Source organism: Kibdelosporangium banguiense (genome assembly GCF_017876405.1).
Classification (GTDB): domain Bacteria; phylum Actinomycetota; class Actinomycetes; order Mycobacteriales; family Pseudonocardiaceae; genus Kibdelosporangium; species Kibdelosporangium banguiense.
Window position 1 is genome coordinate 2663752 of sequence record NZ_JAGINW010000001.1, and the last position, 23557, is coordinate 2687308.

The following is a 23557-nucleotide window of genomic DNA, read 5'->3' on the forward strand; positions in this document are numbered from 1 at the left end:
ACTGTAGTCCGAATCAGGACTTCGCGGCGTGGTCGGCGAGGCCGTGTGCGACGGTTCTGGTCAGTTTGTGCAGGCCGCGGCGGTACATGAAGCCCATTCCGGGGATCTTGCACTTGAACGTGGTGTGCCAGCGGATGTCCGTGCCGCCGTCGGCGGCCGGTGTCAGGTCGACCACGGCGCGGTAGCCGGTCAGCGGCAGCCCTTCGAGCAGGGCGTAGCTGAACCGCTTGTCCGGCACGAGTTCGACGACCTCCTCACGCATCTTGTACTTGCCGGTGAAGAAATTGCGGATCGCGCCGACGCTCTCCGGCTCCGGTGAGCTGGGGCGTTCCAGGGCGAACCGTTCGATCGGCGACCAGGTCGGCCACGTCGAACCGTCGCGCAGCAGTGCGTAGACCGCCGCGGGTTGTGCCGCTGAGTGCACCTGAACATCGATTTCCTGAGTTCCCACTGCCCTGCCTCCTTCGTGTACCAGATGGTACATGTACCATTCGGTTCAGTGAGTGACAAGGACGCGAAACAACGCCTGCTGGCCGCCGCGGTCGACTACGTCGCCGAACACGGGGTCAGCGACCAGAGCCTGCGTCAGCTCGCCGCCGGGCTCGGCACCAGCCACCGCATGCTGATCTATCACTTCGGCTCCAAGCAGGGCATGCTCGTGGAGATCATTCGCGCGGTCGAGACGCGGCAGCGCGAAGTGCTCGCCGAGCTGGCCGCCGAGCCTGGGGAGTCGCCTGGCGATCTGGCCCGCAGGTTCTGGCAGCGGATCTCCGATCCGGTGTTGTGGCCCAACGAACGGCTGTTCTTCGAGGTCTACGGCCAGGCGCTGCAGGGCAGGCCGGGAACGACCCACCTGCTCGACGATGTCGTCGAGACCTGGGTACAGCCGGCGACAGCGCTTGGCATCGCGCAGGGTTTGTCCGAAGAGGACGCTCGCGCGAACGCCCGGCTTGGCGTTGCCGTCACCCGCGGGTTGCTGCTCGACCTGCTGGCCACGGGCGACCGCGAGGGAGTCGACGCGGCGATGGAACGGTTCATCCAGAGCTACGAGGCTCAGCTGCCTGGCCGGACGAGTCCGCTTTCGTAGGCGAGGACGACGGCTTGGGTACGGTCTCGCGCACCGATTTTCGTGAACAGCCGTGATACGTAGGTTTTCACGGTCGCCGGCGTGAGGCGGAGATCGGTCGCGATTTCGCTGTTCGTGTGGCCCTTTGCGATCAGCTGCAGTATTTGACTGTCCTGTTCGGACAAGTCGGGTAGCCGGCCAGTCGGTAGGGCGACGCGGTCGAGCAGTCGCCGGGTCACGGATGGGGAGAGCATCGCGTCGCCGGCCGCGATCGCGCGGATGGCTTCGACGACGCGTTCCGGCGGGGCGTCCTTGACCAGGAATCCGCTGGCACCGGCGCTCAACGCGGCGTGAATGTTGTCGTCGTGGTCGTATGTCGTGAGCATGAGAACGCGGGTTTTCGTGGTTCCCGCCAGGATCTGGCGAGCCGCCTCGATGCCGTTGACGCCCGGCATCTGGATGTCGAGCAGGACGACGTCCGGTTGCTCGGCCCTGACCGCCGCGACGGCTTCAGCGCCGTTCGAGGCTTCGGCGAGGACAGTGAGATCTGGTTCGGACTGCACGATCATCCGCAGACCCATTCGGACGATCGGCGCGTCGTCACTGATCACAACCGTGATCGTGTCGTCGGCCATGTCGCCCAGTTTAGGTCGATTCACCTCATCGATCCCGATAGAATCGGAGTGGGTGCTCCGCATGCTGGGATGGCGGGGCCTTTCGGTGTGTTGGGTTGGGTCGGGATGACGGAGACTGAGCGGCCGCTGAGGGCGGATGCGCGGCGGAACCGCGCGCGCGTGCTTGAGGTGGCGCAGCAGGTCTTCGAGACCGAGGGGCTTGCCGTGCCCGTTGACGAGGTGGCCCGGCGTGCGGGCGTGGGAGTGGGCACCGTCTACCGGCATTTTCCCACCAAGGAGGCCCTTTTTGAGGCCATCCTGGTGCATCGGGTCGAGCAGTTGGTCGCCGAGGCGAAAGCGCTTGCGGACGCCGAGGAGCCGGGAGATGCGTTCTTCGGTTTCTACAAGAACATGATTCGGCGGGTGGTCGGGAACAAGGCGCTCGGCGAGGCGTTGAGCGCCGCGGGCCGCGACCTCATGGAGATCACCGCGACGGCCGGCCGGGATCTACGGGCCGCGCAGGACGAGTTGTTGCATCGGGCTCAGCGGGCAGGCGCCGTGCGGGCCGATCTCACGGGGGATGATCTCAAGGCGATCCTGGTCGGCATTGTCGCCACGGAACGCCAGATCGGCGGGGAACCGGGCCGGTTGGGGGCCTTGATGATCGAGAGCGTCCGGGCTTAGATCGACCCGGGGGGACTGGGGCGTTACCGGTGAACGTTACGCGAACGCAGCATGGCAAGGGTCACCATCGCAGTCGCGTAACCACTAGGTTCACCGCACGTCCCAACCTCATGCGAGTTGGAGGAGTCAAGAGAGGTATGGACGACCTACCCGACCTGGTAGCCGCGTCGTGCGAGCGCGCGTGGCGGTCCGAGGTGGCGTACGAACGCCTCACGCGGGACGCCGGGATCGGCCCTGAACACGCCGGTCACCTGCTGAGGTTCGCCGTGCAACGAATCGCTGAGGGCACTGCGTCCACGATGGACCCGTACGCGCTGGCCACGGAGTGGATTCGCTCCCGTTAGCTTCGGGGCTTCGCCAGAACGCGTGTGCCCGCGCCAGTCCGCTGACACCAGCAAGACCCCTAGACATGCTGCTGTTCTGGCGCGGACACGCAAAAGGCGTTCCGCATATGGTCAACGATTGACTGCCTGAGCATTCGTTTGCAGGGGTGACTTGTCGACTCTTTTGGGAGACATGCGGCCGTCACCCTGCTGGAGCAGGCACTGTCATGCGAACGACCTGCGGAAACCATGATGGCAAGTCACCAACACACTGTCGGTGTTTATCGTTAGTGGCTGCGTCCAGCGCGTCTGTCTGGTTGAGTCGTGTCTCGTGCGCATCATCCTGGACACCGACCCGGGCATCGACGACTCGCTGGCCATTCTTTACCTCGCGGCGCAGCCGGAGATGGAGATCGTCGCCGTCGGCAGTGTGCACGGCAACGTGCCGGCCCCCACCGCGGCGGACAACGCGTTGCGTGTCCTGGAACTGGCTGGTCTGGACAACGTGCCGGTCGCGGTCGGTGCTCACCGGCCGTTGGCGCAGGAGCTGCGGACGACCGAGTTCGTGCACGGTGACGACGGTCTCGGCGGCCAGGCAGGGCGTTCCCCGCAGCGCAGGCCGGTCGACGGTTCCGCGGCCGAGCAGATCGTCCGGTTGGCACGGTCCAATCCGAGCGAATTGTCGATCCTCGCGCTGGGCCCGCTGACCAACATCGCGCTGGCCGTCCTGCTGGAGCCGGAGCTTCCCCGGCTGCTGAAATCGATCATGGTGCTCGGCGGGGCGCTCGGCGTCCCGGGAAACGTGACCACACACGCCGAAGCGAACATGTGGCACGACCCCGAAGCCGCGGATCTCGTCTTCGACGCCGGGTTCGAGAACCTGACCCTGGTCAGCCTGGACGTCACCGAGACCGCGCGGGCCGACGAGGCGTGGATGGGCGCGCTGGCCGAGATCGGCAGCCCCCGCGCGCAGTTCGCCTCGGCGCTGCTCAAGCACTACTCGGACTTCTACTCGCGGATGTTCGGCTTCCGGACGTGCACGATCCACGACCCGCTCGCCGCCGCACTGCTGCACGATCCGTCGCTCGGCCGGTACAAGGACGTCGTGGTGACTCTGGAGTTACGCGGTACGCACACGCGTGGCCAGCTGATCTCCGACTGGCGGCCGATTGTGGACGATTCGCACATCGAAAGCCAGGCCGGGCACGGCCGCTGTCCGGTGAAGGCGACGGTGTCGGTGGACACCGAGACGTTTCTCAGCCGGCTGTTCGAGGCGTTGAAGTAAGCAACGCGCGCACGTCGTCGGCGCGCGGGTCGTCCAGGTCGGTGAAGATCGCCAGCGCGTGCCGCCACGCCTCCCGCGCTGCCTCGGGCTCACCTGTGTCCAGGAGTACCCGGCCGCGGCTGTGCAGGGTCTCCGCCTCACCCCACCGGTCGCCGATCTCACGACGGGTCTCCAGCGCCTGCTCGAAATTGGCCAGCGCGTCCTGCGGGCGACGCATCCGCGCGTAGGTGTCGCCGAGTTTCACCAGCGTGTAGCCCTCGCCGTGCTTGTCGGCGATGTTGCGGAACGTCAGCAGTGCCTCGTTGAGCTCGTCGAGCGCCTCGTCGAACCGGCCCAGCTCCCGCAGCGCGTCGCCGAGTGAGGCCCGCGCGATGCCCTGGCCCTGCCGGTTGGCGATCATGATCGATTCGTTGCCTGCGTAGTCGCGCTCGACTTCCTCCCGGATCCGCAGCGCCTCCCTGAGGGTGTCGACCGCGACGGAGAACCGGCGCAGATCGCAGTCCACGAACCCGATCGCGGTGATCGTCCACGCCAGACCGACGGTGTCGCCGATCTCCTTGCGGATCTCCAACGCCTCTGCGAGGTGCTCCTTCGCGTCCTTGAAGCGGCGCAGCTCACGGAAGCCGTGTGCGACGTTGTTGAGCGCCCAGGCCTCGCCGAACCGGTCGCCCATCCGCCGTGCCCCGGCCAGGCCGAGTTCGTGCGCGCTGATCCACGCACTCCAGCGTTTGCGCAGGAAGACGAAGTTCCAGCTGCCGACCGGGATCTTCCACGCGATCGCGTCCTCGCCGACCTCCAGTGCGAGCCGGGTGGCCGCGACCAGGTTCGCCGTTTCCTGCTCACACCAGGCCAACGCCTCGTTGTACGAGGTGAAGTCCAGCAACGGCAACGAGAACTCGGACGGCTCCAGCGGCGGGTCGAAGCGCTGCGGGGAGAGCGTGTGGTTGGCTGCATAGGCCGTGTGCAGGTACCAGTGCAGAACCCGCCGCACCGCAAGGTTCCGCTCGCTCTGCGGCTCCTCCTCGGCGGCACGCTCGGCCGCGTAGACGCGCAGCAGGTCGTGGCAGCGGTATCGGTTGCCTCCCAGTCCCTGCACCAGATGCACGCCGACAAGCCGGTCAAGCAACCGTTTGGCGTGAGCGACCGGCACACCGGCGAGCGCGGCCGCGGCGTGTGCGCTCAGATGCGGTCCACGGTGCAGGCCGATCAGCCGGAACATCCGGGCGGACTCACCGGACAGATCCCGGTAGGACCACGAGAACACCGTCCGTACGGCCACCGAGTCGTCGTCAGTGGACAGCACGTCCAGCCGTTCTTCTTCGGCGCCAAGCTCATCGGCCAGTTCATCGACCGAGTGGTGGGGATGCGTGGCAACCCGTTCGGCCGCGATCCGCAGCGCCAGCGGCAAATGTCCACATCGGCGCGCCAGCCCGGCGGTCGCTTCCGGCTCGTCGTCCGCGCGATCGCTGCCGATCACTGTGCGCAGCAACGCAATGGATTCGTGCTCGCTGAGCGGGCCGAGCGTGATTCGCTGGTCCTGCCGCATCGGCAACCCGGACAAGCGCATGCGGCTGGTCACGATCACGCCGCAACCGGCGGACCCCGGCAGCAGGTGCTCGACTTGACGAGAGTCGCGTGCGTTGTCGAGGACAAGCAGGATGCGGCTGCCGTCGAGCAACGAGCGGTACAGCGCGGCGCGTTGGCTGGTGGAAGACGGAATCGCGCTTGCGCTCGTACCCAGCGCGACCAGGAATTCCTCGAGCACGACGTCCGGCCGCGACGGCTGCCCGTCGGGGGAGTAACCGTGCAGGTCGACGTACAACTGGCCGTCCGGGAACCGGTCTTTGACCTGGTGTGCGAGGCGCAACGCCAGCGCGGTCTTGCCGACGCCGGGCGGGCCGTCCACGGCCACGGTCCACGGCGCGCCATGGCTGTCCCCGGCCAGCGCGATGTCCAATTGGCTCAGTTGTGTCTCGCGGCCGACGAACGTGGCCGCGGCGGCCGGGAGCTGGGCGAGCCGGGGCAGTCCCTCGGACGTGGCCAGGGCGACCAGCTGTCCGCCGGCCTCCAGCACCTGATCGCACCGCCGGGCCAGCTCCGAGGTCGGCGGTTTGTCGCCTACCTCGACTTTGCCGATGTACCCGCGGGTGTAATTGACCAGTTCGGCGAGTTTCTGCAAGGACAGTCCGCGCCGGGTGCGCAGCCGGCGCAGTTCCCGTCCGAACGGCGAGCTGTCGTCCCCCAGCTTCACCTGCGGCATGGTCCCGTAACCCAATCCGTTGACTCCCCTTGGCAGGATTTCAGGGTTTGGGTTATAGCGACAACCTGGGTGATCAGCGTCCCTCGATTGGAGTAGTCCTATCCACGCGGTGTTTCGGCGGTCACCAAACTCGCCCAGGCCGGGCCCGCTTCGGCCCAGTGCAGCTCGGTGGACAGCACCGCGATGGTCGAGGTCTTGAACGTGGCCTGCCTGCCGGACAGCAGCTCGACCAGGTCCTCAAGTTCCGGGTTGTGCCCGACGAGCAGCGCGGACTCGGTGTTCTCCGGCAGCTCGCGGACGACATCGAGCACGGGTCCGTAGTAGATCTTGGCGTGGTGCCGGACCTCGGGTGGACTGGACAACTCGGCAACGACGAGCTCGCAGGTCTGGCGTGCCCGCAACGCGGTCGAGCACGTCACCAGCTCAAGGCCGGGCAGGTTCTTCTCGATCCAGCGACCGGCCGCCGGGGCGTCCCGGCGGCCACGTTCCCCCAACGGGCGATCGAGGTCGGGCACGCCGTCCGGCCAGGCCGATTTGGCGTGCCGCATAACCGCGAGAGTCCTTGTCACCAGCCCAAAACTAGCAGGCTGAGACCCACAAGGTGATGGTCGGAGGTGTCGTTGAGCCGGGCCAGCGGCGAGCCTGCGACCGGCCAGAACACCTCGGAATGCAGCGGGATCAGACCGTAGGACGGCAGCACGTAGTCGACACGCAGGTTGCCCGGCGCGTTGTCGTTGAAGTCGCCCGTGTCGTAGCGCGGGTTGCCCTTCTGCGTGAGGTTCGCGCCGCCCTGCGTCTGCGCGGCCTCGACCGCGCCCTTGCTGCTCGGCTTGAGGTCGATCACGCGGTGCGAGTTCAGCAGCTGCTGGATCGCGCCCGGCACGCTGTCGCCGTCGATCGGGTCGGAGTTGTTGTCGCCCGCGATCACGAACTTGGCGCCACGCTCAAGGCCACCGCGCTTGCCCTTGTCGTCGTACAGGTAGCCGGCCTTGCCGGTGATGTAGTCGGCCCAGAGCCGGATCTCGTCGTTGTTGCGGGTGCCGTTGCGGTCCTCGGCACCGTCGAACGCGGGCGGCGTCGGGTGCGAGACAAGGAAGTGCACGGTCTGCCGGTTGATCTTCAGCGGCAGGTCCCAGTGCGACTTCGACGACAGCCGGAAAACGTCCAGCACCTGCGGGCTGTACCAGTCGCCCTTGGCCGGGGTGGCCGGGTCGTCCGGCAGCAGCGCGCCTGGCATGTCCTTCCACTTGAAGTTCTGGAAGGTGCGCACGTCCTTGCGGTCGATCGGGAACTTCGACAGCACGAGCATGCCGTACTGACCTGGGAAGAAGCCGAAACCGTACGCGTCGTCCGGGTCGGTGGTGCTGCCGTTGCGGTTGAAGTCCAGGCCGCTGGGCACGCCGGTGTTCACCGGCGCGGTGAAGGCGTACGGGTAGTCGATCGGCTTGGCGCCGTTCTGCCCGTGCTTGAGGTAGTTCGTCCGGAACAGGTCCGCGGCCTTGTTGTCCGGCACGTAGTCGAACTCGTTGATCAGCAGCACGTCCGGCCGGTCGCGCTGGATGACCTCGGCGACCTTGCGGGCCTGGGCGTTGTCCGGAGTGGACAAGTCGGACACCAGCTGACCGGCCGCGGACCGGTTGAGCGACGCGTTGAACGTCGAGAACCGGACCTGGGCAGGTCCACCTTTCGCCCCACTTGTTGCCTCAGCGGGCTGGGCGACGACAACACCTAACAGCGCACACGCAAGCAGTACCCGGATTCGCACAGCGAAGGACTCTGCCATGCGATGGCGGCATCCGCACGAACCTCGAGATGAACACTCATGAACAGCTAGTTCAGTCTTTCGAGGGATAAACGTCCGTTCGGACGGTTCTCAATTCGACTGTTTGTTTGTATCTTGGGCCGCCGATGAACCCATTTGGGTTAACCCAAAGGAGTTGTCTCGGTTGTCCCACCCTGCACGAGTCGTCACGGTGACGGCTGTCCTCTCGGCCGCCGCACTGCTGGTGCTCATCCCAGCTCCCGCCCAGTCCGCCCCTGAGGTGCTCTTCGAGCAGCCCCGGTCGCTGGCCGACGTGTCGCCGATCGCCCTGGCCGCGCTGAACAACCTGTCGATCACCAAGGTCCGCCAGCTGGCTCGCGGCGACCACTTCCAGGCCGACCAGTACGGAAGAATCAGATCGGTCGAGAAGGACAACGCGCCCAAAGCGGGGGTCGCGGTGTCGGCCGACATCGCCGTCCCGCCCGGCGTGGACGTGTTCGCCCTGCACAGCAGGCCCGGCTCGAACCGGACGATCTACCTCGACTTCAACGGCCACAGCGTTGAGGGCACGGCCTGGAACGGCGGTGCCCGCATCGACGCGCCACCTTTCGACGCCGACAACGACCCGGCCACGTTCAGCGCCGCCGAGCGCGAGACGATCTACGAGGCGTTCCTGGCCGTTTCCGAGGACTACCGCTCGTTCGACGTGGACGTGACCACGCAGGAGCCCGCGGCCGACCGGATCACCCGCTCCAGCACGGCTGACCAGGTCTACGGCACCCGCGCGGTGATCACGCCCAAGGACGTGACCAACTGCGGCTGCGGTGGGCAGGCCTACATCGGCACGTTCGACGAGGCGAACCGGCACGCGAACTACCAGCCGGCCTGGGCGTACGCCAGCGGCAGCTACGACGGCAAGTCGATCGCGGAGATCGTCTCCCACGAGACCGGCCACAACCTGGGCCTCGGCCACGACGGCCAGACCAACGGCACCGAGTACTACGGCGGCCACACCAACTGGGCCCCGATCATGGGCGTCGGCTACAGCCAGCCGGTCACCCAGTGGAGCAAGGGCGAGTACGGCAGCGCGAACAACAAAGAGGACGATCTGGCCGTCATTCCAGCCAACGGCGCCCCCACGTTGGCCGATGACTTCCCCAACGACCCCGCGTCGGCCTCGGCACTGACCGACAACACCGCCGTGACCGGCATCATCGCCACCGACGCCGATGTGGACGTGTTCGCCATCCAGCACGCGGGCGGCACGCTGACCGCGACCGCGGTGCCGGCGATTTACGCCCCTGACCTGGACATCAAGCTCACGATCCGGGATGCCGCGGGCACAGTCGTGGCCACGGTCGATCCAGCGGTGCGCCGCGTTTCGGCGAACGAGGCGACAGGACTGGACGCGCGTTTCTCGCAGAGCCTCGCGGCCGGTCGGTACACCTTCCAGATCGAGGGCACCGGCGCCGGAGACCCGGCCACCAACGGCTACACCGGGTACGCGAGCCTCGGCCAGTACACGCTGACCGTGGACGCTGGTTAGGACAGAGCGAACACTTTTGTCAGGCCGAACGGCGATCCCGCCGTTCGGCGCCTGGCGTGGACGAGTTCGCGGACCAGTTCGGCCCGGCCGGTGCCGAGGATGGTCCGCTCCTCGACCGGGTTGTAGTAGATGATCTTGATCTGCCGGGGGTTGCGGTCGATCGTGGCGACCAGCCGGTCGATCACCGTCTCGAACACCGGACCCTGGAACGGGTTGTTGAAGAAGACGACGCTGATGTCGTCGGGCATCTCGTAGGCGAGCACGTCTGTCTGCAGCAGCTCGATGTCCCGGCACCGCAGCCGCTGGCGGGTGCGCCGGACGTTGTCCTGGGCGATCTCGTGCAGCTGCCCGGACAGTTCCACGCCGACGACACGGCCGAAGTCGAACCGGGCCGCCTCCAGCACCATGCGTCCCATGCCCGAACCGAAGTCGACGAACACGTCCTTGGGCGTGATCTCCTTGCGTGACAGCGTCCGCCGCAGGGTCCGCCAGCTCGCGGCCACGTAGTAGCCGCGCCCGGCGCCGGCGATACCCAGCTCGTCGAGCTCGATCAGCTCGGCGGTCCGCACGTTGTAGCGACGCTCGTACGCGAGTTTGCCAATGGTCCTGCGAAGGCGTTCGTAGGAAGTCTTCATGGCTCGCTTTCGCCTCGGGGGTACACCCGATAAGTCCGTTTTGGACCGGCTCTGCGTTACCGCACGCGCCGCGTGCCCCCTTCTGGCCGCGAGCCAGATCGGTGACGACGGGAACAATCTGGCAGGCTTGTGACTTTCTCGGAGAAGAAAATCCGGACTGGGAGGACTGGGTATGACCACCCCGAACGACTTCAACGCCAAGATCATCGAAGAGTTCCGTGCCAACGAGGGCAAGGTCGGCGGCATGTTCGAGGGCGCCAACATGGTGCTGATCACGACCACGGGTGCCAAGAGCGGCAACCAGCGCACCAACCCGCTGGTGTACTTGCCGGACGGCGACCGCATCGTGATCATCGCGTCCAACGGCGGCGCTGACACCCACCCGGCGTGGTTCTACAACGTCAAGGCCAACCCGGACATCACCGTCGAGGTCGGCACCGACAAGTACGAAGCCGTCACCAAGCCGATCGAAGGCGGCACCGAGCGCGACGAGCTGTACGCGCGCATGGTCGCCGTCATGCCGGGTTTCGGCGACTACGAGAAGAACACCAACCGGGTCATCCCCGTCGTCGCCGTCGAGCGCAAGGCCTAACCGCGGGAACTGATCTGCTGCACGGCCCAGCCGTTGCCGTCGGGGTCCGTGAAGAAGAAAAACCCGACATTGTCGAGCTGGTCGCCGTCGGTGTACGGCCGGACGCCGTTCTGGCCGTACACCTGGATGCCGGTCACCTCGACACCCCGCCCGACGAGCTCGGCGTGCGCGGCCTTGATGTCCGGGACGACCAGCTGGACGCCCTGCAGTGATCCGGGCGCCATCGGCGGACGCCCGGTGAACCGAAGCGCCTCGGTCTTCTCGTCCATGATCCCGACGCCGAATGCGATCGAGCACCCCGAACCCGGCGGAGTCACCTGCACGACCCGGACATCACCCTGCTGGGAGTCGAAGTCCACGGTGAACCCGAGCTTCCCGCCGTAGAACTGTTTGGCACGATCGACATCCGTGACCGGCAGGCAGATGACCTCCAGTGTCCAGTTCACCGGGCACCTCCGCTGAGCTCGTTGTCCGTTGTCGGCAAGGTACACACCTGTGTGAGGCAACCAGACCTCAGCGGCCGGACGCGGCATCGCGGATGTCGTCGCCGATGCCCTTTGACACCTCGGTACCCGCGGCACTGGCACCGTTCACGGTATGTGCAGCCGGTGAGTTGGCGGTGATGCCGAGGTTGTTCCTGTCCAGCTGAGCCTTGAGTTCTTCAAAGGACCGGGTCGGCTGTCCCTTCATTTCCATGCATCTCATCAGCACCACACTGCGGCCGCCGTAGCAGCTCTTGTCGACGATCGCCTGTTCCCACATTTCCGCCCGCCAGACCTGCTGGTCGACCCTCGACAGCTTCACCGGCTTGGACGGAACCTGGCTCGGCGGGCTCGCGGCCGGCTGTGCGGCGTTGTTCTTGGGGGCAGGCGGCGGTGTGGGCGTGGGCTTCGCCGGTGCTCGCGATCCGCTCTTGCCGTTCCGGCAGTCACCGTCCGGGCAGGACAGCAGACCTGACGGGTCGCTACGCGTTACCGGGCTGTTGTTGCTGTAGGTGTACCCGTTCAGCTGTTGCGCGTCTCCTAGGTCCAGGACTGGGTCGACCGAGATGAACCGGCCGGTGTCCGGGTCGTACTCCCGGGCACCGAGATGCGTGTACCCGGTATTGGCATCCGTTGTGCCGCCTACGAAACCACGCTCGCCGGGGAAGGCGGCCGCAGTGCCACGAGGATCGCCGAACGGCAGCTGGCGGCGCTGGACGACCTCCTGCGTATCCGACTTGATCGCGATCTGCGAGGTTCCCTGGTGGTCGCCTGCCAGCCAGGTCAGCTGACCGGTGCCCTGCCGCATGGCGATCGTCTTCCCGCCATGCTGGTAGTAGCGGGTCGCGGTCGGGTTGCCGCCCGCGGTGGCGACCTTGATCTCCTGGCTGCCCAGGTACAGCGTGGTAGCGGTGGGGTCGCGCCGGATCAGCCGGGTTCCGGAGGCGTCGTAGACGAACGAAGTCGTCTTGTTGCCTTCGGTCACCTTGGTCAGTTTCCCGGTGGCGTCCCAGGTGAGTGCCTGGGACACTGCTCCGGTCGTCCGGCTGGAAAGGTTCCCCGCCGCGTCGTAGGCATAGTTGGCCGGACCACTCGCGCCCGGTCCCGCCGTGGTCACCGAACCGAGCGCGTGCGCGTGGCCCGCCACGTTGCCGGTGTAGGTGCGCACGGTGTTCCCGGCCGCTGCGTGCTTTGTCTCGGTCTTGCGGTTGCCTGCCTTGTCGTAGGTGTAGGAATGCCAGTACGGCGCTGGTCCACGCAGGCCGCCGACGCTGGGCGTTTCCCGGCAGCCCTGCTCCTGCGACCAGGTCCCCGCGGCGGGCGTCCACGCCTCGGTGATCCGGCCGAGCTGGTCCATGCCGTAGCACTGAGTATCCACAGTAGACGAACTAAGGTCCGCGACCGAGGTGATCGCGCCCGCCGGGTTGTAGGTGTAGCGGACGTCGGACTGCATCGGCGACGCCACCTCGGCGTCCACAATGGACCGCGTTGGCCGCCGGGTGTTGGTGTCGTAGTACTGCGACAGCCAGGCGCGTTTCGTTCCCGCGCCGAGCTGGATCCGTGCCAGTTCTCCGTATCGCGTGTACTCGGTCTCAGTGACGTGTTCCGTGGTGACGCCATCGAAGCCGCCGGAACTGGACCTGATCGGCCCGAGGTCGTGGTAGACGTAGTTGACCGTCTCCTCAGGCAGGTCCCCGGCCGCCGCGTAGGACAGGCTGGACAGGCTGCCGTCAGGGTTGTACCCGGCGTAGCTGTTGTACGTCCCGGCAAGCAGTCCCTCCTCCTCCGGGATCGTCACCGACGTGCCGGTCGGCTGGTAGAGGGCGTCATAGGAGAGCACTGCGCTTGAGTACGCCTTGCCATCGGTCCATGCCGTCGAAACCGCCGGCTTTCCCTGGCCTTTTTCGACCGTGTCGTAGGTCCATTCCGCCAGTTTCGTGCCGCCGATCTGCCCGACGAACTTCCCGGTCTTGCGCCCCAGCGTGTCGTAGTCGTAGGCGATCGTGCTGCCTCGCGAATCACGTATCGTGGCGAGCTGCCCCGCCGCGTCGTAGGTCATGACCGACGTCCCGGTCTCGGGATCCTCGCGGGTGGTCTGCTGGCCGAGCAGGTTGTAACCGTTTCGCCAGAACGCGCCGGACGGATCTGTGACCGTCTCCAGCTTCCCCGCTTTGGTATAGGTGAACACGGTGGCGTCGTAGCCGCCGTCGGGCGTGGGGCCGTGGTGCTGCCGCAGTTCGGTCGTATGGCCCTTGGCATCCGTGATCGTGGTGGTCGCGATGCCGCCGGCAGGCGGGGTCACGCGCACCCGGTCACCGTCGTAAGCCGTTGTGGTCCGCCATTTCTCGTTCGCGCCACCGAAGTAGACCGAAGCGACCGCACGCCCGGCGCCGTCGTGGAGCTTCCGGGTGTGGCCGGGAACGTCAGCGTCCGACGCCACCCACAGGTCGGTGTCGACGGCTCCGTCCTGGAAGTACGGCTGCGTGGACTTCCATGCCCGGCCCTGCGTGTCGTATCGGGTGTCGGTGAGCAGGCGGCCTCCGCCCATCGCGGGGGCCTGGACCTGGCGTTCCCGCAACAGCCCGTCGTAGATGACCGCGCTGGTCGAGGCCGTCCCTCGCGGCCCGATCCTCGTTGTGGAGACCACGGTCGGCGCGTCCGCACGGACCAGGTACTCGTGCTGGGCACTCGGCGAATTCGGGTAACTCGTCCTCGACCGGTTCGGCAGCCAGGTCTTCGTCTTGCGGCCGAGCGGGTCGTAGGCCTGCTCTGTCTTGCGTTTGTTGGGGTCGTTCACCAGGGTCGGCAGGCCCCAGGCCGGTTCCACGGTGGTCGTGGTGACCAGCCCGGCCGCAACGGCCGCGGTCGCCGGGGTCGTGCTCACGGTCTGGGTGACCGGGCCGCCTGTCTCCGGGACGAACGCCGTCTTCGTCGTCCGGCCCAGCGCATCGGTGGTGGCCGTGGCCCGCCCGTGGATGTCGTACTCGGACGTGGCCGCGGTGACGAACTCCGCCCCGGCGGCTGGACGTTCCTTGGCGACCTCGACCTTCGTGAGGTTTCCCTTGTCGTCGTATGTGTTGCGGGTGTCGGAAAGCGCGTTCGCGGGGAATACAGCCGTCTGTCCACAGGCGACGGATACGGTCTCCACCCGGCCGGCGAGGTTCAGCAGCCACTTGTCGGTGTTGCGCGTGTAGTCGGTGCGCGTGCACCGGTCGTCGGCCGCCGTCGACAGATCGCCCTGGTCGTCCACCCTGATCGGCAGGCTGCGGTCGTCATAGAACGTCTCGGTCTTCGTCGTGCGCCATCCACCGGACGAGAGCGCGGTGAAGTCCCGCTGCACGCCGGGATTGACCTGATAGGCGCGGAAGGAGCCGCGGGTGGCCGTCGGCCCCTGGACGCTGGGCTCGCTGATCGACTTGCGCACCCGGTCCGGATCCGGCTGGCCGGAGGCGACCTCACGGTCGAAGGTGGCGGACTCGAAACCGAAACCGCTCAGCCAGTCCGCGTCGGCCCGCACCCCGCCTTCGGAGTCGGTCACGGTGGCCTGCCGCGTTCCGGACGGCAGCTTGTCGCCGTCCATCCCGCGGTAGAACCGCTGCTCGGCCATGGTCATCGGACCCGCCGGATCGTCCGGCCGGCCGCTGCGGACACGAACCCGGCCGAAGCCGCGGAACTCGTTCCAGGTCTTCTTGTCTTCCTTGGTGAATTCCGAGCTGTCCCAGTGCCAGGCGGCGCCGTCCAGGTACTCGTAGGACGTGACCTGGTCGGTGAACGTCGACGTCGTGGTGCCATGCACCCTCAACCGGTCGGACCGGTTGACTTGCTTGACCATATATTTGTGGAACCAGTCCGTGCGTTCGGCATGGTTCTTCTTGGCCCAGCGCACCGGGAAGCAGCGCATGGTGTTGGTCTCGGCGTTGGCCGGCATCGGGCCGCCCGCCTTGCATTCGGACTCGTACTCCACCGAGGTCACGCCACCGGTCTCGGAGACGATCCCGTTGACCCGGTAGCGGATCAGCTCCGAGACGCCGTCGCCCGGGGTCGCCACACGGTTGTAGAGCGCCTTGCCCTGGAAGGTCACCGATGGCATTTCGGCGGTCCCGCCGACCAACCCAGTGTGTTTGATCCCCTTGAGCCACAACGCGGCCTTCTCACCGTCGCCGGGATCCGGGAACTGGTGGTCGAGATCCCACCGGTCGACGTCGGTGTACGCCGTGCCGCGCAGGACCTGCGTAGTCACCGACGCCAGGCGTTTGGTCGTCCAGAACGACGGCGAGTACTTGTCCTTGCAGGTCGCCGTGTCGCACTTCATGTCCCAAGAGACGTCCGGCCAGTTGTCCGGCTTGTCGGACGTGCAGGCGCTGCCTGGAACGCACCGGTCTGCCGTGGTGAACACGACCCGGCCGCTCGGTGTGGTCACGCCGTCGGCCAATCCGTAGTCGATCCGAGCCAAGGTGCCACCGCGGACGTAGGAAACCGCGGCTTCCTTGAGGTTCATTCCGTAGGAGTTGGTCTCGGTGTCGTAGAAGTAGCGCATCACGTTGCCGTTGCGGTCGACGACCTTGTCGAGGTTCCACCGGTACGCCTGCACGCAATGCGATGCGTCGAACGTCTCGGCGTGACAAGGCTCGTCGGCGTCGTCGCCGAATACCGGAACCGTCCACGTGGACCGCGAGTCCGGCTGGGAACCGAACCAGTACTGCGTACCGTCCACTGTAGTGATACGCCAGTGCTCGCCGTCGTTGTCCCCGTTGTCCACGCCAGTGAGCCGCTCGATCCGTGAACCGTCGTCGCTGCGGGCACGCCACTGCCCGCTGGCGTCGTCGCGGATCAGCATGCCGCCGCTACCGCCGTACGAAGCGATCGCGTTGTCACTGCGCCAGCACAGGTCGCCGGTCTTCGGCGGGGTGGTTCCGCCTTGGGTGTCCGAGGCGCAGCCGCCGTAGGTCCGTTCGACGAATCCGGCTGAAAGGTCCCAGCCGTCACCGGCCCAGGTCGGCTGGTTGTTGGTGACGCTGGTCCGACCGTCCACAGCGGACGACCGGTAGCGCAGCGACAGTTCCGGTTCCAGCCCGCCCGCCGCGGGCGGCACCCGCATCGGATACGACCAGGTGAAGTCCCCGGTGTGCGCGGAAACCGCCCAGGTCGCCGACGGCGACAACGACGTCGCCTCGGTCGACCCGGCGCCTTCCTTGCTGGTCCGGGCGGGTTGGTCACCGGACAACTGGCTCGCCGTGGCCTGATCCTTCTCAGGCGCGACCCGCTCCTGCTTCTGCACCGGAGTCGACGCGGTCGTCTCCAGGCCGGCCGACGGGCCGCCTGCAGCGGACGCCGTAGGCGCCGCCACCATCATCAGCGACGCCGCGAGCTGACCTGCGATCAGTAACGCGATACCACGGCGTGTGTTCGATGTTCTCCGCACGAGCATCCCCTTACGTCGCCTCATACCGCGGGTGGTGCCGCGCGGAGAACATGACCTAGCTGTCCGCGCACGGTCTGGCCTTCACAGTTCGCCTCGGCGGAGACGAACAGCTGACCTGTCGACGGGCCGGAATTCAACGTGCACTGGTACAGCGGGATGCTGGGCTGCCCGGCAGGCGGCTGCGTCCAGATGTAGCCGATGTCGCGGTACACGGTCTTCCCGCCACAGGCCGGATCCAGTGACAGGAACCGGTCCGTGCCGTCCACACAGGACTTGACCAGCTGTGTGCCGGGCTCGTTCGACATCGCCAGCAGGCCGAACGTGCCTTCGTACCGGTAGCCGGGCGGAGTACCTCTCGTCGTGACGTCGTGCTCGCCGATCCGCGGGTGGTAGTACCGCGCCAGCGGTGCGTAGGCGAGTACGTGGCCGATCAGGACGTCCACCTGCTGGCCTTCACAGTCGGCCAGGTAGGAGTCGAACCGTTCGCCGTTGCTCAGGCACCGGTACAGCGGAACCGTTGTCACGCCTGTGGGTTTCTGCGTGTACACCCAGCCGAGATCCCCGAGTTTCGTCTTGCCCTCACAGGCTGGATCGGCCGAGGTGAACGCGTCGGTCTCATCGGCCAGGCAGCTGTAGACCCGCTGGGTGCCCGGCCGGGCCGAGGGCAGCATCATGCCGAGCGACTTCTCGAACCGGTAACCCGGCGGCAGTCCCCCTGCCTTGCTGAAGAAGTCCCCGCCCAGCAGGACCGACCGGTGATCGCCGCCGGTCCGGATGAACCGGCCGAACTGACCGCCCGGGGGCTCCGGCCAGCCGGCGCGCCTGCGGATCTCGTCCGGGGACACCACACCGAGATCAGTGGTGACCTCGTCGATCGCGCCGGGGAAGAACCCGGACGGGACACCGTTCGCCTTGCCGCGACCGATGGAGAAGCTTCCCCACGCGGTCCACAACAGCACGTTGTCCTTGGTGCCGACGTGTTCTCCGTTGACGTACAACCGCAACTGCCGCGCAGGGTAGTCGTACACCCCGGCCAGATGCGTCCACGTGTTCAACGCCGGCGGCTGCAACGAGTTCGCGTACACCAGCGGGGTGTGGTCCGCGCTCGCCGAATCCTCCCGCGCCGCACCGAAGATCCACCGGTTCACCTCAGGCCGGTACTGCAGTACGAACCCGCTGTGCTGAACGCCATCCTGCCCGAGCACAGTGGCGACCTTGTCCGCTTTCGAGAGCTGAGCCCACGCGGCGACCGTGAAACTGTCCCGCATGGTGACACCCGGCCCGGATGCTTGCGCATACGAGTTGCCGTCGAGCTTCAGCGCCTTCCCGATCACGCCCTCGGGGTAGGTCGCGGTTCCGGTCACAGCCGTCGGGTTCTGCGCCCACGAGTAGTCGCGCGCAGTGCCGTCGTCGAACCTCCAGTAGCCGTGCGACGCGGGCAGGATGTCGTCGTGGATCCGCCGGACTTCGCCGTCGGACAACGCCTTCCCGTATGCCCTGACCTCTTCGACACCGCCGGGGAAGTAGCAGCCGTTGTTGCCGTTCCAGCGGCACCGGCCGACGGAGAACTTCCCGGCGGACGGCAGGATCGTGATGTCCGACTGCATTCCCGACAGCGCACCGTTGACGTACAGGCGCACCTGCTTGAGCCCGGCGTTGTACACCATCACCAGATGCGACCAGCCACCCACTTGTGCCGGCTCGGTGGAGAGCACGTAGCGCAGGTCCGGGTCGTTCTGGTCCGCCTTCGGCGCCACCACGCCCCAGGTCTTCGAGCCAAGGTCGTACTGCAGGTGGAATCCGCTCACCCGGCCTGCGTCCTGCCCGAACACGGTCGCGTAGTGCGTGCCCTCCTTGAGGAAGGCCCACGCGGCGACGGAGAAGCTCTCGCTGGTGTCGATCACCGGCCCAGCGGTCTCCGCATAGCCTGCGGCGCCGTCGAACCAGCCGGTGGTCCCATCGCGTCCGGTGTGCCACCCGGCACCGCCCTGAAGCGTCGCTGTCAGGCCACGGCCGCTCGAGTCACCCACTGAGGTGCCGGTGTTCTCGTCGAACTTCCAGCGCCCCTTGTTCGCGACGGGCAGCGTCGTCGAGCCCTCCACCGCTGGGTAGCCGCGGTACAAAGCGGAAACGCGGTCCGCGGTCAGCGCACCGCCGTACATCCGGACGTCGTCGACGGACCCCTTCCAGAAACCGTTCTCCTTACCGCCTTCCCAGCCGCGGCCGATCTGCAGCCCGCCCTTGGCCTGCCAGGGGCCGAGCATGGTGCCGTCGTCCTTGCGGACTCCGTTGACATACAGGTAGATCGTCTTTGCCGTGGCGTCGTAGGTCCCGGTCAGATGCACCCACGAGTTCAGCTGACCGGGGACGACCTCGAACGCCGCTTCGGTGATCGTGCCGCTTTCTTCGGCCATCTCGAACACCCAGTTGCCGTCGTGGCCTTCGTCGTCCTTGATGTGGCCGAGCCGGAACTTGCTTGATGTCCGCGTTTCACCGCCGTCCAGGGAGACCGCGCTGACCAGGCACCGTTGCGTGACGTCGGTGTCACATTCGTTGCCCTCCAGGCGAACCCACGCCGACACGCTGAAGCTCGCGTCGGTGCGGATGTCCACGCCCGTGGTGGAAGCGACGTCGTTGACACCGTCGAGCTTGACCGCGTTGCCGACCCGTCCGGGCGCGAAAGTCGCGCCGCCGGACAGGGTCACCTGCCGGGTGCCCGCCGCGTCACCGCTGGTTGTCCCGGCGCCATCGTCGAGGGACCAGTTGTGCGCCAGGCTCAGGTCCCGTCCGGCCATCGCCTGGATCTCCGTGACCGGCAGCGCCCGGCTGTAGACCGAGACGTCGTCGATCGCGCCGGGGAAGAACTCGGCGTTCTCGTCGCCGCCCCACTTCGACCGGCCGATCTGCATCGGCCCCTCGATGTCCGCGCCGTCGAGATGCGGTACCGAACCGGCCAGGACACCGTTGACGTAGAGCTCGATCCGTTGCCTGCTCTTGCTGTACACCCCCGCGAGATGGGTCCACACCCCGGCCTGCGCGCCGCCGCCCGACACATGGTCGATGGCGGCATCGGCCGCGTCGATCTTCGAAACCGTGAAATCCCACCGGCCGTCGGGGAGCATGCCGAGGTCGAACCCGCTGGCCGTCCGGCCCTGCTGGGAGACCACGGTGTGGTGCCCGGTGATCTTGTCCACCTTGGCCCACGCGGTCACGGTGAAACTCTTGTCCGTGTCGACGACGCTCTGTTCGATGGCGAGGTAGCCATTCGTGCCGTTGAGCCGTACCGCGAGATCGGCGGGGTCAGGCATGCTGGTCTGCCCGGATGTCCAGTCCGCGCCGCCCTTGACCTTGGCGTTCAGCTTCCCATTGGCGTCGTCGGGGTTGCCGTCGAGCTTCCAGGTGCCAGCGGTGACGTTGTCACGGCTCACCAGGCCGCGGACCTCGTCCTGGGAGATCGCCCTGCTGTAGGCACGGACCTCGTCGATGGTGCCGGGGAACCGCCCGACCGGGACGCCGCCGGAGACGGTCTGGCCGATCCGGAAGGCGTTCTTGGCCTGCCACGGCGTGACGCGGGTGGTCTCCCCGATCAACTCACCGTCCACATAGAACCGGATCTTGTTGTCGCCGGTGTCGTAGGTTCCCGCCAGATGGGTCCATACCCCGGCCGGCGGCCTGCTCGACGTGCCGACCCAGTTGTATCCGGCCGGACTGTCCGCATCCGACTGCGGGAACACGAAGACCCACTTGCCGTTCTGGTATTGCAGGCAGAACGAGCAGGCCCGGTCGCCGTCCTGGCTGAGCACGGTGTACGTACCGTCGTCGTTCCGGTCGAGCTTGACCTGCGCGGCCACCGAGAAACTCTGGTCGGTGCGCAGCAGCGGTCCGCTGGTCGACGCGACGTCGTCGATGCCGTCCAGCCGGAGACCGCCCTTGACCGCGCCGCTCGAGGTGAACGTGGCGCCGTTCTGCAGCACCGCGTCAGCGCCGCCTTCGACGGAGTTGCGTGCCGTCGTGCCCCCGGTTTCGTCGAACTTCCAGTGCGCCACCTGGACATTGCTCGCCCCGGCCAGCGCCGAGACATCCGCCGCGGACAACGCCCGGTCGTGGATCTGCACCTCGTCGATCGCGCCCGGCCAGTGGTCGACCGCCGGGTTCCCGCCCCAGATCGTGCGCCCGATCCGCACCTGACCGGAAGCCCAGTCCGGTTTGACGGTGTGCGGTGTCGTCGCGGCGAGGGTTCCGTTGACGTACAGCTTGATGTTCTGCGCCACGGGGTCGTAGACACCGGCGAGATGCGTCCAGGTGTTCAGTTGCGGAACGCCGCTCGCCGAGGCCGCCATCGGTATGCCCTTGTCCGAAGACGTCGAGTTGGGCATGCCGAAGACCCAGCGCGAATTGCTTCCGTCCGCCTCGGCTCGGTACCACAGCACGAAACCGGGGAACATCGTGCCGTCCTGGCTGACAGCCGCCCTGGCGCCGTTGTTGCGTTGCAGGTTCACCCAGGCCGAGACGGTGAACGCCGCGCTGTTGCGGATCGCGTTCGGTGCGTTCACGTGGTCGTCGACGCCGTCGAGTTGCACGGCGGATCCTGCTGCGCCCCGCGAGGTGTAGGTCGCACCGCCGTTGAGCGCGCCGTGCCGGTCGCCGAGGAAAGCGCTGTCGTTGGCGTTTCCGTCCAGCGACCACTGCGCCAGCGGCCCGTTCCCGGCTCGGACGTAGACGCGGTACTTGCGGGTCGGGCTCTTGTGGCCCGCCCTGTCCACGCTTTGGACGTAAAGGGTTTGCGGTCCGTCGGCCGGCGGCGCCAGGCTCACCCGTGCCGGACCGCCGAGAGTCTCCGCGTTGATCTTCGTGGCCGGTGGATCCTGCCAGTCGTAAAGGTAGTGGTCGATGTCGCCGACTCCGGCGGAACCGAACACGAACTCGCTCTTGACCTCAGGGCTGCCGTGCCACCGGTTGTCCTCCGTGTACAGCTCGCTGGCCACGGTCGGTTCCACGGCCGGTGCGACCCGGTCGATGGCGAACGACTGGCCACCGGCCGCGCCGCTGGACGTCGCGCCGTCCGAGGCGTGCAGCCACCAGCTCATCGTCTTGCCGTGCCGATCACGCAGATCGATACCGGCACCGTGCACCGAGCCGTTGACCTTCATGTCGGCGTCCCACGCGGTCTCCACCCCGTCGTGGATCCGCCACTGCGCGCGGACTTCGTCACCGTCCGGATCGGACAGCTGAACCTTCAGCGTGATCCAGTCGTCAGCGACGTAGGGGATTCCGCCGCAGTGGTGGCACGGCGCTTTCAGCGGCGGGTCGGTCGTGAGGTTGCCGGGAACGTACGGCGCCCGGTTCCAGGTCACCTTCAGCTTCATGTCCGCCGGGTTGTACTTCCGCCACGCGGACTGGGCGCCCGAATCGAAGGCCTTGAGGAAGTACACTGTCGGGCTCGACTTCTCGATGTCCTTCTCGGGGATGCCGAACCCGGCGTTCTTCCAGCCGGGACAGCCGCTGTGCACGCCTGGCACCTTGCTCGAGGCGACCCGGGCGCCCTCCAGCTTGTTGTTCCAGGTCATCCCGTTCCAGAGGTCGCCGTCGACGTGGTAGACGTCGTGCCACGGCTCGTTGCACTCGGGGCCGGACACCACGGCCCCGGTCAGCGAGATACCGAGAATGTCCTTGTCGGAGAGGAATGCCGTGTCGTACTGGAAGTACGCCCGTGCTTCGCCGATGCTGTTGCAGTAGCTGTCCGGGTAGTCCCGCGGGCATTGCCCGACCTGTGCGTAGGTCCCGTCGCCACTGCTGTTCCAGTACTTGTCGTTCGGGTAGCCGGAAAGCACGGTGGCCCAGGCAGTCTTGTCGTGCGTCCGCAGTGTCGGGTCGACGACCACGGGGAAGCGCCGTGCCGGGTCGGCGAGGAACTTCTGGTCCGGTACGAGTTCGAGCGAACCGTCCACAACAGACACCTTGATCGGAGCCTGTTCGCGGTCGGCGTCCCACATGATCGACGGTGGAGCGCTGAACAGCTCGGTGCCCGCCTCGTCGAGCGCTCGCAGCGAGCCGTCCTCGCCGACCGTCACTTTCAGGCCGTCGGCCTTCATGGGCATCCGGATCGCCCTGAGCGCCGGGTTCTTCGCTGCTTCGGCGGTCTTCAAGGTGAGGTGCTGCCGGAAGCCGTCGCGGTCGGCGTACATCACCAGGTCCGCGCCGGGGAACACCTCGGGATACGTCACCTGGTTGTCCGAGATCACTGGCGTGGGCAGGGCATTCGGCCAGTGCAGGGAAAGCGTTTTGCCGCCTCGCCGCATCGTCGCCAGCGGCGCGGACGCCCCGCCGCCGGACAGCGAGAGTTCGCCCTCGGCCGCCTTGGGGCCGAACGAACCGTCCGGGCGGCGCACCACCGCGGTGTCGACGGCCACCCACTCGCCCGCGATCCTGGTCCGGACCGGGACCGGAGTCAGCTCCGCGGTCAGCGTCCCGCGCGGGTTGGCGAACACGGTCCGTGTCGCGGTCCGCTGATCGGCGACCTCGACCTTGGTCCCCTGCAACCGCGCGGCGGCCATCGCCGTCACTGTGTCCGGTGCCTCCGCAACCGGTGTCGGCCGTGAGGAAACGACCGGACTGCTGCCTATGAGGACAGTCAGAAACGAACCCACCAGAGCTGTGACCGTCGTGCCGATCACTACGCGACGACGTAGTCGCATTGTCCCTCCCCACCCCAGATCCGGGGCGCATAGACGCAAGCCCCGGCAACGGAGGCGATTGTGAGACCATCCGGTTTCAGCTCGGCTACACCTGACGCCCTCGTGCTGACGGAAACTTCGGCGGGACATCGGGCAAGTCAGCCGATACGCTCCAGCACCTGGTGGATGGCTGTTCTGTGAGCTGTTTCCGA

15 protein-coding genes are annotated in these 23557 nt (G+C 67.0%); 6 read left to right on the forward strand and 9 right to left on the reverse strand.

The genetic code is table 11. The features are described 5' to 3' along the window. Positions 1-13: 13 nt before the first annotated feature. Positions 14-451, reverse strand: a complete 438-nt coding sequence (locus JOF56_RS12785) for an SRPBCC family protein (RefSeq protein WP_307855071.1) — start codon at positions 449-451, stop codon at positions 14-16. A 48-nt stretch (positions 452-499) separates the two neighbouring features. Here JOF56_RS12785 and JOF56_RS12790 point away from each other — a divergent pair, with 48 nt between their 5' ends. Next, on the forward strand, positions 500-1087 hold the full coding sequence (locus JOF56_RS12790; RefSeq protein ID WP_307855072.1) for a TetR/AcrR family transcriptional regulator: 588 nt from the start codon (positions 500-502) through the stop codon (positions 1085-1087). On the opposite strand, the gene JOF56_RS12795 is transcribed toward JOF56_RS12790, so the two are convergent. Then, entirely contained in the window at positions 1054-1701 is a 648-nt protein-coding gene (locus JOF56_RS12795) for a response regulator (RefSeq protein WP_209637498.1), read from the reverse strand. The genes JOF56_RS12790 and JOF56_RS12795 overlap by 34 nt on opposite strands. 105 nt (positions 1702-1806) lie before the next feature. Here JOF56_RS12795 and JOF56_RS12800 point away from each other — a divergent pair, with 105 nt between their 5' ends. From JOF56_RS12800 to JOF56_RS12810, 3 genes are all read left to right on the forward strand, one after another. Further along, positions 1807-2364 carry a TetR/AcrR family transcriptional regulator gene (locus tag JOF56_RS12800; RefSeq protein WP_209637500.1) on the forward strand — a complete coding sequence of 186 codons (558 nt, stop codon included), beginning with the start codon at positions 1807-1809 and terminating at the stop codon, positions 2362-2364. Between the two features lie 137 nt (positions 2365-2501). Beyond that, positions 2502-2708: a hypothetical protein gene (locus tag JOF56_RS12805; RefSeq protein ID WP_209637502.1), complete on the forward strand. Its 207-nt coding sequence runs from the start codon at positions 2502-2504 to the stop codon at positions 2706-2708. Positions 2709-3018: 310 nt separating this feature from the next. After that, positions 3019-3972: a nucleoside hydrolase gene (locus tag JOF56_RS12810; protein ID WP_209637504.1), complete on the forward strand. Its 954-nt coding sequence runs from the start codon at positions 3019-3021 to the stop codon at positions 3970-3972. On the opposite strand, the gene JOF56_RS12815 is transcribed toward JOF56_RS12810, so the two are convergent. From JOF56_RS12815 to JOF56_RS12825, 3 genes are all read right to left on the reverse strand, one after another. Beyond that, positions 3944-6223 (reverse strand): ATP-binding protein, encoded by a 2280-nt coding sequence (locus JOF56_RS12815; RefSeq protein WP_209637506.1) that lies wholly within the window; start codon positions 6221-6223, stop codon positions 3944-3946. The genes JOF56_RS12810 and JOF56_RS12815 overlap by 29 nt on opposite strands. Before the next feature lie 107 nt (positions 6224-6330). Further along, positions 6331-6801 carry a SixA phosphatase family protein gene (locus tag JOF56_RS12820; protein WP_307855073.1) on the reverse strand — a complete coding sequence of 157 codons (471 nt, stop codon included), beginning with the start codon at positions 6799-6801 and terminating at the stop codon, positions 6331-6333. Next, on the reverse strand, positions 6798-7997 hold the full coding sequence (locus JOF56_RS12825) for an endonuclease/exonuclease/phosphatase family protein (protein ID WP_372447866.1): 1200 nt from the start codon (positions 7995-7997) through the stop codon (positions 6798-6800). The genes JOF56_RS12820 and JOF56_RS12825 overlap by 4 nt, the downstream gene beginning before the upstream one ends. Before the next feature lie 181 nt (positions 7998-8178). On the opposite strand from JOF56_RS12825, the gene JOF56_RS12830 reads away from it, so the two are divergent. Then, entirely contained in the window at positions 8179-9540 is a 1362-nt protein-coding gene (locus tag JOF56_RS12830) for a zinc-dependent metalloprotease family protein (protein ID WP_209637509.1), read from the forward strand. Here JOF56_RS12830 and JOF56_RS12835 read toward each other — a convergent pair. Further along, on the reverse strand, positions 9537-10175 hold the full coding sequence (locus tag JOF56_RS12835) for a class I SAM-dependent methyltransferase (protein WP_209637511.1): 639 nt from the start codon (positions 10173-10175) through the stop codon (positions 9537-9539). The genes JOF56_RS12830 and JOF56_RS12835 overlap by 4 nt on opposite strands. Before the next feature lie 172 nt (positions 10176-10347). On the opposite strand from JOF56_RS12835, the gene JOF56_RS12840 reads away from it, so the two are divergent. Further along, positions 10348-10767, forward strand: a complete 420-nt coding sequence (locus tag JOF56_RS12840; protein WP_209637513.1) for a nitroreductase family deazaflavin-dependent oxidoreductase — start codon at positions 10348-10350, stop codon at positions 10765-10767. Here JOF56_RS12840 and JOF56_RS12845 read toward each other — a convergent pair. From JOF56_RS12845 to JOF56_RS12855, 3 genes are all read right to left on the reverse strand, one after another. Beyond that, complete coding sequence (locus tag JOF56_RS12845) at positions 10764-11213, reverse strand: VOC family protein (RefSeq protein ID WP_209637515.1); 450 nt, start codon at positions 11211-11213, stop codon at positions 10764-10766. The genes JOF56_RS12840 and JOF56_RS12845 overlap by 4 nt on opposite strands. Before the next feature lie 67 nt (positions 11214-11280). After that, complete coding sequence (locus JOF56_RS12850; protein WP_307855074.1) at positions 11281-16671, reverse strand: RHS repeat-associated core domain-containing protein; 5391 nt, start codon at positions 16669-16671, stop codon at positions 11281-11283. 20 nt (positions 16672-16691) lie between these two features. After that, the gene (locus tag JOF56_RS12855) at positions 16692-23366 is read right to left on the reverse strand and encodes a LamG domain-containing protein (protein WP_209637518.1); all 6675 of its coding nucleotides are present in this window, start codon (positions 23364-23366) and stop codon (positions 16692-16694) included. Positions 23367-23557: the final 191 nt, after the last annotated feature.

What these genes read in the sequence shown, in the direction of transcription:
- JOF56_RS12835 (WP_209637511.1), bottom strand. Translation starts at nt 10,175, where the DNA reads ATGAAGACTTCCTACGAACGCCTTCGCAGGACCATTGGCAAACTCGCG.
- JOF56_RS12805 (WP_209637502.1), top strand. Translation starts at nt 2,502, where the DNA reads ATGGACGACCTACCCGACCTGGTAGCCGCGTCGTGCGAGCGCGCGTGG.
- JOF56_RS12855 (WP_209637518.1), bottom strand. Translation starts at nt 23,366, where the DNA reads ATGCGACTACGTCGTCGCGTAGTGATCGGCACGACGGTCACAGCTCTG.
- JOF56_RS12840 (WP_209637513.1), top strand. Translation starts at nt 10,348, where the DNA reads ATGACCACCCCGAACGACTTCAACGCCAAGATCATCGAAGAGTTCCGT.
- JOF56_RS12800 (WP_209637500.1), top strand. Translation starts at nt 1,807, where the DNA reads ATGACGGAGACTGAGCGGCCGCTGAGGGCGGATGCGCGGCGGAACCGC.
- JOF56_RS12795 (WP_209637498.1), bottom strand. Translation starts at nt 1,701, where the DNA reads ATGGCCGACGACACGATCACGGTTGTGATCAGTGACGACGCGCCGATC.